This window comes from Flavobacterium sp. NPDC079362 (genome assembly GCF_050267765.1).
Taxonomy (GTDB): domain Bacteria; phylum Bacteroidota; class Bacteroidia; order Flavobacteriales; family Flavobacteriaceae; genus Flavobacterium; species Flavobacterium azizsancarii.
Genome location: NZ_JBNNFM010000056.1, coordinates 1 through 10,703 on the forward strand (window position 1 = coordinate 1; position 10,703 = coordinate 10,703).

Consider the following 10,703-nt stretch of genomic DNA (forward strand, 5'->3'; position numbering starts at 1 on the left):
TATCTTACTCTTTATTCTTTTGTTTTAACATCTCTGTTAAAACGGCTGTCAATTCAATATGTCTACGAACGTGTCTTCTTTTTTGTTTCGCTTGTGTTTCAAAGCGGGTGCAAAAGTAGAAAATTTATTTTCAACTGGCAAGTAAATTTTGAAGTTTTTTTTAGAAAATTTCTTTTCCTTTTCTTCTCATTTCCCAACCAATCTATCAATGAACTTCCGTTGTTTTGCGGGGTGCAAAAGTACATAATGTTTCTGCATATACAATACTTTTGAGCCCACTTTTTTGAATATTTTCCCCTAAATAAACCTAACAAACTGACAATGTAAAAACTAAGCTTTATCCTTTTTTTATTTTTGAAAGAATTTTCTTCACATCAAGGCTTTTACATTATTCTTATTCTAAGAATTGTGTTTTCAGCAACTTTACATGACTATTTAAACTCAAACATCACCTATATATAATAGGTATCAAATAATCTCTACCTAATATGATATGCTATAAATCTTGTACATCGTTTATTAAATAACTTTACTAATTAGACATTGGCTTTCATAAAAGCTGTTAACTGATTTATTCACGTAAGATTAGAAACATATCCACTTACCTGGTTATCGTTTTAACTACAAATGAATTGATCAAAATAGTCCGTATAAGAATAACTATAGTAAAAAGATTGAAAATGATAACTTCTAAATATATTGCTATGAATAAATACTAAGCAATACGATTCTGGAAAATATTCAATTTTACTAACTATCAAAAAAAGCACAAAACAAATAAGACCGCTAAAAAAGCGGTCTTAACTATAAATAAATTAGAAAAATATTGAAGTAATTATTGAAATGCTTTTTTAATATTTATAACGCCATAATTATAAATTGGCTTCGTCTATTCATTTGATGCTGCTCTTCAGTACAATCTACTCCATCTGAACATCCGTTGATAAGCTCAGTTTCTCCATAGCCTTTTCCTGTTAGCCTGTTTGGTGCAATACCATTTTTAACCAGCCATTGTATTGTAGATTTAGCTCTTCTTTCTGATAACTGCTCATTATATGTATGTGTTTGACGACTGTCTGTATGCGAACGAATGTCCAATTTCATTGTGGGATATTGTTTTAATACGTCAAGTATTTTTTCTAAATCTAAAGCTGCTTCGGCGCGAATGTTAGATTTGTCCAGATCAAAATAAATCATACTAATACCAAAACACTTCCCTAAATCATCCCCTATTGTAACCTGACAACCAGATTTATCTAAAGCAATCGGCAAATAAGTTTTACCATTTTCAGATGCAATAGTAATACCAGCTTCTCTTGTGGTATAATCACTTTTTTCTGCTCTTACATTATAAAACTTCCCACATTCAACAGGAAAAATATAGAATCCTTTCTGGTCTGTAATAGTAGAACCTTTTAATATCATTTGATCGTCATAAAGGGAGACCTTTGCTCCTGATAAAATAGCTCCTGTTACTGCATCTGTAATAACTCCGCTTAATTCCTGAATGCATTTTAGTTTTCTTGTTTCTAAAAATTTATAAATATCATCTGAACCCTGGCCTCCTTCTTTATTTGAGGAAAAAAAACCTCTTCTGGATTTAGTATCTATTATATAAGCAAAATCATCGTTTGGCGAATTAATGTCAGCTCCTACATTTTGAATGTTACTTACTCCATTCTTAGTTATTGCGCCAACAAATACATCTAACCCGCCAAGTCCGGGATGTCCGTCTGAGGCAAAATAAATTTCGTTTTCATCTGTTATAAACGGAAACGTTTCTTTTCCTTCGGTATTAATTGTTGCTCCTAAATTTTCGGGAGATCCATATCCTCCATTGCCGTTGATTGATACTTTATAAATATCCGATTGGCCAATTGTCCCTGGCATATCTGATGCAAAATACAATGTTTTCTCATCAGGACTAAGGGCAGGATGCGCCGTGCTATAACTGTCACTATCAAAAGGGAGTTCTGTTATATTACTCCATTGGTTATTTTCAAGAGTGGCCTTGTATATTTTTATTAATGTAGTTTTATTTTCATCTTTTCCTTTTTTACCTTCAATATAATTGTTTCGTGTAAAATAAACTGTCCTTCCGTCTTTTGTGAATACAGGAGTCGATTCGTGAAATTTAGAATTGATTTTTGATTCGAATTTTTTAACGGTACCGGGATTCAAATTTTCATCCATATCTGCCTGATACAAATTAGTAAAATGCTCTCCGGTCCATTTGTGTTTTCTCTGATTAAAATTTCCTGTATCTCTGGCCGAAGCAAAGACTATTTTGTTTAAATAAAAAGCAGGTCCGTAATCAGAATATTTGCTGTTTATACCCGCATTTTCAATATTGTAACGTCCCGAATTGGCTTTAATTAAATCCAGATAATTTTTATTACTTTCATATAGTTTTCCCCTAGTATCTATTTTTACTTTTTGATTGAATAAATCAAGCATCTGATTCGCTTTGGCTGTCTCTCCGGTTGATTTTAATGATTGTGCGTATCGATAATAATACTCTGGTTCAACTTCGGTATTCATCGCAAATAATTCGCCGTACCATTTAGCCGCTTTGTCAAATTCAGAATTGAAATAAAACGAATTGGCCAATTTTTTAAACATATCTGCAGATTTGTATCCTTTTTCGGCTACACGCTCATAGGTTTTAATCGCATCGATATAGGCGTAATCATCGTATTTTTTATCACCTGAAGCAATCTTTTTTTGTTGTGAATAACTGTTAATTGAAAAAGCACTTATTATTGTTATGTAGAGGAGTATAATTTTTTTCATAATAAATATTTTAGAAGAAACGAGGAGTTGTTATTTTTCCGTTATTTTTAAAGAATTCATATCGGAGAAATATCTCATGTGATCCTGAATTGTAATTATTTAAATGTGTTGTTTCACGATCATACGCATATCCCAGATATAGTCCGTCACTTATTTGAAATCCAACCAAGGCGCTCAATGAAGCACTCCATCTGTAAGCAGCACCAATTACGAATTTATCGTTGAACATAAAATTTGCCGAAACATCTACTTGTAATGGAGCTCCTTCTACCATTTTTGCCAGTAGGGCCGGTTTGAATTTTACATACTGATATTTATCTAAGTCGAATACATAACCTGCTATTAAATAGTAATTGATTTTATCTTTATAAATGGCTACATCATTATCATTATAACGATTTGTTTCAATGAAGTTTGGTACTGATAAACCTAGATAAGCTTTGTTAGAATGCCAATAAACCCCTGCTCCTACATTTGGAGAAAACTTACTATTTAAGTCCTGAAATTGTGGATCACCCTGATCGGCCGGATTTAACTTACTGATATCTAAATTGAATAAATTGGCTGTACCTTTTATACCAAACGAAAGTTTAAAATCTGCTGATGTCTGTATGGTATAAGAAAGATCTGCTGATAAAGTATTTTCATTCGTGGGCCCAATTTTATCATTGATTAACGAAACACCTACTCCAAGATTACTATTATTGATTGGCGAGTTGACTGAAAAACTACTTGTTTCCGGAGCGCCATCGAGCCCAACCCATTGTGTACGATATAAACCAAAAACACTTAACGCACCGCGAGATCCCGCATAAGCCGGATTAATATTTATTGTATTGTACATGTATTGCGAAAACTGAGCGTCTTGTTGTGCGGTACATAGAAACCCTGTTAACATAATAATTATTGTCAAAAAATTTATTCTCATGTTTTTATTTTTAATAATTTACCATTATCCAGTAGTAACATTATTAGGAATGCTTTTGTGAAATTTTGGTTTTTTATAATTATTTATTGAAATTTCCAGTCTTTCAAAACAAATTAATCTCTGCTTAAATACAGATATCCTGCTTTTTTTATCGTTTGTGATTTAGTGCCTGAATATTTGATGTTTAAAATATAGAAATATGTTCCTGTTGGTAAAAGCCGATCTCCTGATATGGTTACTCTGCCTTCAGAAAAACCTTTGAAAACATTTCCGTTAGAGTCATAATTATTGGTTTCAAAAACTTTTACTCCCCAACGATTATAAATTTCTACTGTATTATCTGTAGAACATTCTGATAAGCCATCAATTTTGAAATAGTCATTTTTGTTGTCTCCATTTGGTGATACTGCATTATGAACTATCAAAGTACTGCATGCCAAAATGATACCTCCATCAACTCTGGCAGTTGTAAACACATTATAACCTGAAACATTGATAGGCGTAGTAACTGTTTTTTTATCACTATCTACAATTCCGCCCTCATCGATCCACAGTTTTTTTGATGCATCCCAGCGAACAATGTGTATTTCGCTTTGCGGAGAAACTAAAATATCTGCTGGTGTAGTTGATGTTTCATCCCAACTCAAAGTCAGCATAACATCAGAATTTCCTGCTGTTTTATCTAAAGTCCAATATTCCTGATTGTTTATAATCTGTATTCCCTCTGCCTTATCATTGTGTGGATAAAGCACATTTGAGTTTTCATAAAAATATTTAGCGGTAAAACTGCTTAAGATTTCCTGCGGTGCCGAAATACCTGCAAATCGATATTTATTCTTATCTCCTATTGGATAAATAAATGCATCCTTTCCGTTTTTTTGTACTTTACCGTCTACAAAACTGTTATCACTGACATTTGTAGCTTCGGCTCCTTTTTCAAAAACTAATAATCCTCCATAATTGTCATCATCGACTATTCCTTTTTGAAAATCTGCTTTTCCGAAAATATTAACTTCATTGGATAAATAAAATGCTGGCTGTACATTACTATTTTTAAACTCGGCATTATACCATTCAATAGGAGCGCTACCTGAAATTTCCTGAGATCCTGACAGGCCTCTCATTCTGGTAATCCCTTTGGTTGAACCTGTAGAAAAAGTAACAAGACCATCATTATTATAATGACTGTAAACAAAAAAATCTCCGTCATTAAATAAATTACCACTGCTCTTATTATCGACGGCTCCAACGGAAGACATAATTGTACCTTCCGTTATATATAAATCGCCGGTATTGATCGTCTGCGCTGTTAACCCTAGGCTAAGCAACGATAAAAGAGTTAAAAAAATATTTTGTTTTTTTGATTTCATAGTCTACTATTATTAGGTAAAACTTATAAATTACATTGAGCTCAAATGGCCAGTAATTAATATAACTATTCAAACATCTTATAAAAATTAACAACTAAACCGGACTGATTTGTTCTTGTTGCAGCATTTGTTGTTGCTCCGGCACCATGTCTCAATAATACTTTTACTGTTTGTTGACTAGCTAATTGAAACACAAAAGAATATCGGTATCCTTGTACACTATTTGCACCATAAGTAGAAACACTTGATACTGTTTTTAAATCCGTTAACATTGTTAAACTCGATACAGTAGAACTTCCGGTAACAATAGCCGCCTCTAATACAAACAAATGCGATTGATTAACTAAAAAGCCACTATTTGGAGCATCAGGAGCTAAACAATCAAAAGACAGATCTACTTTATAAGTTCCAGCCGGTAATGTAATATCAGTACCTGTTGGGTTTGCGCTTCCAAGAGTATTGATATACTGTGTTTCATTGGCAGTACTAAAACTGACGAAGTTATTCGTTGTTCCTGCCGGTATCAATTCTTTAGACAAATCTCCTGAACCGCTCGTGTAGGTCCCTGAAATTTTTAAATTTAAAATTTGATCCATCTCGCTATTTACAATCATCCTGTTCCATTTTTCTCCATCCCAATAATAATATCCCCGGGCAAAAGTTCCTCCCAGATTAAAAATTAAGGAACCTTTCTGTGGAGCAGCAACTGCAATAGCATTATCTGTTAAACTCGTTAATGTATATTGTGGAGTCACTATACCTCGATCTGTGGCCGTAACATCCAAAGCCGCTGACGCATCTGGCGTTCTTGTATTAATTCCTGTTTGAGCAAATGCACCAAAACTAAATAAGCCAAATACTAAAATTATAACTGTTCTGATCATGGTAATGATTTTTCGATATTTATAAATGCATTATCTATACTTATAGTTCCTGTATATGTTCCGCCATTTCTTCTTGCCAATTGAAATTGAAAAGAGTCCGATGTGGTCAATTCAAAAGAAAAAACAAATGTTACTGCATGCTTTTTAGTTCCTGATGTATTTGAAATTTCATTTAATTGAATTTCCGGACCAAGCATTTTACTTCCGTTCCATAATCTGCCTGAATAAAAGTGAGCTTGTGTCTTTATAGTGGTACCAATACCGTTTGTTGTGGCTTCGTTTGTAGAGATATTAAAACTAACATTTACTACATATTTACCTGGTTGTAATGTTATTGTACTATTTTCATCATCTGAAATACCAATTCCTGAATTATTAAAAAATTTTGTAAATCCGGTAACATTAGAATAGGCTGTAGATATTGTTTTTACTTCTGAAGTTGTTTTAGTAAAAATAGCATTTACAACAGAATTTTCTCTGGTTGCCATCAGGTTCCAGACACCATTATCGAATATGTAATAACCCGGTAATTGTGTTGTTCCAATATTATATACAATTAACCCTGCAGCAGGAGATGCTATTGGATTGACTTTATCAGTCAAAGTACTTAAAGCAACTCTTGGTGGTAAAAATGCTCTCTTAGCTGTATTGTTTGATAGGTCTAAAACCGCTGAAGCATGACCTGTCTGGGTATTTACTACTGCTGCTCCTTGTGCAAAATTCAGCGCAGGAATTGCAAATATGATTAATACTATTATTATTTTTATAGTTGCTTTCATTATTTCAGTTTTGTCAATTTATAATAAGAACCATTAGGAATAATGTAAACCAAATCATTGTGTGATGATCCCGACCTTCTGCCCAGTGCTACTGTTAGACTAGAAACTGGATTAGTCACATTATCTGGTAGTGTAAAAGTAGTATTGAAGGTTACTCTATGATTTTGATTGGCCTGAGACAATACTGCTCTTTCTACTCTTGCACTATTTGTTACAGTACCAGTAGCGTCTATACTAGTCTTAATATCTGTATAATAACCCATATTATAATAGTTCGACCCGGTTAAAACTGATCCTCTTCCTGAATCTGGCACAGGTGCTGTAATTAAAAAAGAAATTTCAATCATATAAACACCAGATCCTAAATTGACTGTAAGCCCCTTTGTTGAGTTGTTTACAACATCAAGATTGGGCATATAACCTGAGCTTTGAATAACTAAAGTGTTACCATTACTATTGTTAATTAATGTGCTCTCTCCTGGATCCAAATTATTTAATGCTGCAAAATTTGAACCTGCCATACCAATCACTGCTGTTTTTGGTGTTTCTTTAAAAAACAAATGAGAGTTCCAGTTTCCTGTACCTGAGTTTGCCAAAGCATCCCAATGAAATAATGTTTTTTTTGTTATTATATTCGTATTATAAATTAATAAACCATCTTTTGGAGCAACTGCTACCGGAGTTTTTACTGTTATATCAGCTATACTTAAACGAGGGATTAACAAACCTTTATTACTGGAAGATATTTCCATGTTTGCAGAAGCATCCGGATTTCTTGTATTTACTCCAGTTTGAGCATTTGATTTAAATGCAGCAATAAGAAATACTAAAGAAATGGTAATTATTTTTTTCATGATAATCATTTTGTAAATGAGAATTATAGGAGGAATACCTCCCATAATTCATTTTTATTTATTTCTCAAGCAACAACTTTTCTAACATTTCTAAACGATCAGTGATCAGTTTTGAAGCTTTTTTAAGATCTTCTATTTCTGCTTGCTGTTGATCTATCTTGTCTTTTTGCTCAATAGTATGCAAGTATAATTCTTCTATTTTCTCTAAACTTTGTATGGATAGTTTTGTCATATCAAACGTATAACCGTTCTCTGCTTTCCTTAATTCGTCTATTGAAGCAACCCCTGGTAAATGGTGGTTTACTTTAATGAATTCTTTTACATAACTTAATGATCTGAATTCATATTCAGGATTGATTACTGACTGGCCTATAAAGTACTTTTCGAAAACATAATCGGCATAAACACTATTAGCTGTCCAGATCTTGCCTGTCGTAGAAATATCGCCTGCTACATGGAATTTAGGAGTAATAGTTGCTGTTCCTACTGTAAAAGAAGGAATTACGCTTACACCAATGGCTACTGATCCTGTTTGATAAATATTTTGAGCATTAGTTGACGCTTTTGTTACGCCTCCTTGTACTTGCCAAGGTTCTAAAGTTGTAATATCTAAACCTGCTGTTGATTCTACACCATTAACTGTTGAAAAAAGATTATTACCACTTAGACGTAAAGTATTACTATTAATAATATTAGCTGTTGGGCTTAAACTATTAACGGTACTGGTAAGTATGTTACCGACTGAACTTAATGAATGTACAATGGTTTGAGGTGTAGAGGCTCCCGTATCGCCTTTTGGACCTTGTAATCCTACGGCACCAGTATCACCTTTTGCTCCTTGCGAACCTGTAGTTCCTGTTAATCCAATTGGTCCCTGAACTCCGTCTTTTCCAATTGGCCCTTGTGGACCTACCGATCCGGTATCTCCTTTTGCTCCTTGCGAACCTGTATTTCCTGTTAAACCAATTGGTCCCTGAACTCCGTCTTTTCCAATTGGACCTTGTGGACCTACCGATCCGGTATCTCCTTTTGCTCCCTGCGCACCTGTATTTCCTGTTAATCCCTGAAGTCCATCTTTTCCAATTGGCCCTTGTGGACCTGCAGCACCAGTATCACCTTTTGCTCCTTGCGAACCTGTATTTCCTGTTAAACCAATTGGTCCCTGAACTCCATCTTTTCCAATTAGACCTTGTGGACCTGCAGCACCGGTATCACCTTTTGCTCCTTGCGAACCTGTATTTCCTGTTAAACCAATTGGTCCCTGAACTCCGTCCTTTCCAATTGGCCCTTGTGGACCTACCGATCCAGTATCTCCTTTTGCTCCTTGCGAACCTGTATTTCCTGTTAAACCAATTGGTCCCTGAACTCCATCTTTTCCAATTAGACCTTGTGGACCTGCAGCACCGGTATCACCTTTTGCTCCTTGCGAACCTGTATTTCCTGTTAAACCAATTGGTCCCTGAACTCCGTCCTTTCCAATTGTCCCTTGTGGACCTACCGATCCAGTATCTCCTTTTGCTCCTTGCGAACCTGTATTTCCTGTTAAACCAATTGGTCCCTGAACTCCATCTTTTCCATCATCTCCTTTTGGTCCTTTAATATTTCCTGTTGTTACCCAAGTATCACCTTGTTTTACATAAACATCTCCTGTACTATTATCTACATAAGTGTCTCCGTCTTTTCCTGGGGTTGTAGTGCCGGGTGCGCCGATACCTCCGGTAATTGATTTTCCATCAGCACCATCTTTTCCATCATCTCCTTTTGGTCCTTTGATATTTCCTGTTGTTACCCAGGTATCTCCTTGTTTTACATAAACATATCCTGTACTATTATCTACATAAGTGTCTCCGTCTTTTCCTGGGGTTGTTGCGCCGGGTGCTCCTGTACCTCCGGTAATTGATTTTCCATCTTTTCCATCATCTCCTTTTGGTCCTTTAATATTTCCTGTAGTAACCCAAGTATCACCTTGTTTCACATAAACATCTCCTGTACTATTATCTACATAAGTATCTCCATCTTTTCCTGGGGTTGTTGCTCCGGGTGCGCCGGTACCGCCGGTAATTGATTTTCCATCTTTTCCATCATCTCCTTTTGGTCCTTTAATATTTCCTGTAGTTACCCAGGTATCTCCCTGTTTCACATAAACATCTCCTGTACTATTATCTACATAAGTATCTCCATCTTTTCCTGGGGTTGTTGCTCCGGGTGCGCCGGTACCTCCGGTAATTGATTTTCCATCAGCACCATTTTTTCCATCATCTCCTTTTGGTCCTTTTATATTTCCTGTAGTTACCCAGGTATCACCTTGTTTTACATAAACATCTCCTGTACTATTATCTACATAAGTATCTCCATCTTTTCCTGGGGTTGTTGCGCCTGGTGCTCCGGTACCGCCGGTAATTGATTTTCCATCAGCACCATCTTTTCCATCATCTCCTTTTGGTCCTTTAATATTTCCTGTAGTTACCCAGGTATCTCCCTGTTTCACATAAACATCTCCTGTACTATTGTCTACATAAGTATCTCCATCTTTTCCTGGAGTTGTTGCGCCGGGTGCTCCGGTACCGCCGGTAATTGATTTTCCATCAATTCCATCATCTCCTTTTGGTCCTTTGATATTTCCTGTAGTTACCCAGGTATCTCCCTGTTTCACATAAACATCTCCTGTACTATTATCTACATAAGTATCTCCATCTTTTCCTGGAGTTGTTGCGCCGGGTGCTCCGGTACCGCCGGTAATTGATTTTCCATCAGCACCATCTTTTCCATCATCTCCTTTTGCTCCTTTGATATTTCCTGTAGTTACCCAGGTATCACCTTGTTTTACATAAACATCTCCTGTACTATTATCTACATAAGTATCTCCATCTTTTCCTGGGGTTGTTGCGCCTGGTGCTCCGGTACCGCCGGTAATTGATTTTCCATCAGCACCATCTTTTCCATCATCTCCTTTTGGTCCTTTGATATTTCCTGTAGTTACCCAGGTATCTCCCTGTTTCACATAAACATCTCCTGTACTATTATCTACATAAGTATCTCCATCTTTTCCTGGGGTTGTTGCGCCTGGTGCTCCGGTACCGCCGGTAATTGATTTT

Annotated in this window: 6 protein-coding genes and 1 pseudogene; all 7 read right to left on the reverse strand. The window is 35.5% G+C overall.

The window, feature by feature from the left end; translation table 11 throughout:
* Positions 1 to 858: 858 nt before the first annotated feature.
* Complete coding sequence (locus ACQKCJ_RS23895; RefSeq protein WP_427403083.1) at positions 859 to 2,793, reverse strand: OmpA family protein; 1,935 nt, start codon at positions 2,791 to 2,793, stop codon at positions 859 to 861.
* A 10-nt stretch (positions 2,794 to 2,803) separates the two neighbouring features.
* Positions 2,804 to 3,721, reverse strand: coding sequence for a PorP/SprF family type IX secretion system membrane protein (locus ACQKCJ_RS23900; RefSeq protein ID WP_271338706.1), 918 nt, complete (start codon positions 3,719 to 3,721; stop codon positions 2,804 to 2,806).
* A gap of 113 nt (positions 3,722 to 3,834) precedes the next feature.
* Positions 3,835 to 5,091, reverse strand: coding sequence for a gliding motility-associated C-terminal domain-containing protein (locus ACQKCJ_RS23905; protein ID WP_271338705.1), 1,257 nt, complete (start codon positions 5,089 to 5,091; stop codon positions 3,835 to 3,837).
* Between the two features lie 65 nt (positions 5,092 to 5,156).
* A complete protein-coding gene (locus ACQKCJ_RS23910; protein ID WP_271338704.1) occupies positions 5,157 to 5,975 on the reverse strand; it encodes a hypothetical protein in 819 nt (272 codons plus the stop codon).
* Positions 5,972 to 6,754, reverse strand: coding sequence for a hypothetical protein (locus ACQKCJ_RS23915; RefSeq protein ID WP_427403084.1), 783 nt, complete (start codon positions 6,752 to 6,754; stop codon positions 5,972 to 5,974). The genes ACQKCJ_RS23910 and ACQKCJ_RS23915 overlap by 4 nt, the downstream gene beginning before the upstream one ends.
* Positions 6,754 to 7,608: a hypothetical protein gene (locus tag ACQKCJ_RS23920; protein WP_427403085.1), complete on the reverse strand. Its 855-nt coding sequence runs from the start codon at positions 7,606 to 7,608 to the stop codon at positions 6,754 to 6,756. The genes ACQKCJ_RS23915 and ACQKCJ_RS23920 overlap by 1 nt, the downstream gene beginning before the upstream one ends.
* 58 nt (positions 7,609 to 7,666) lie before the next feature.
* A pseudogene (locus tag ACQKCJ_RS23925) lies at positions 7,667 to 10,703 on the reverse strand (hypothetical protein); the annotation flags it as partial.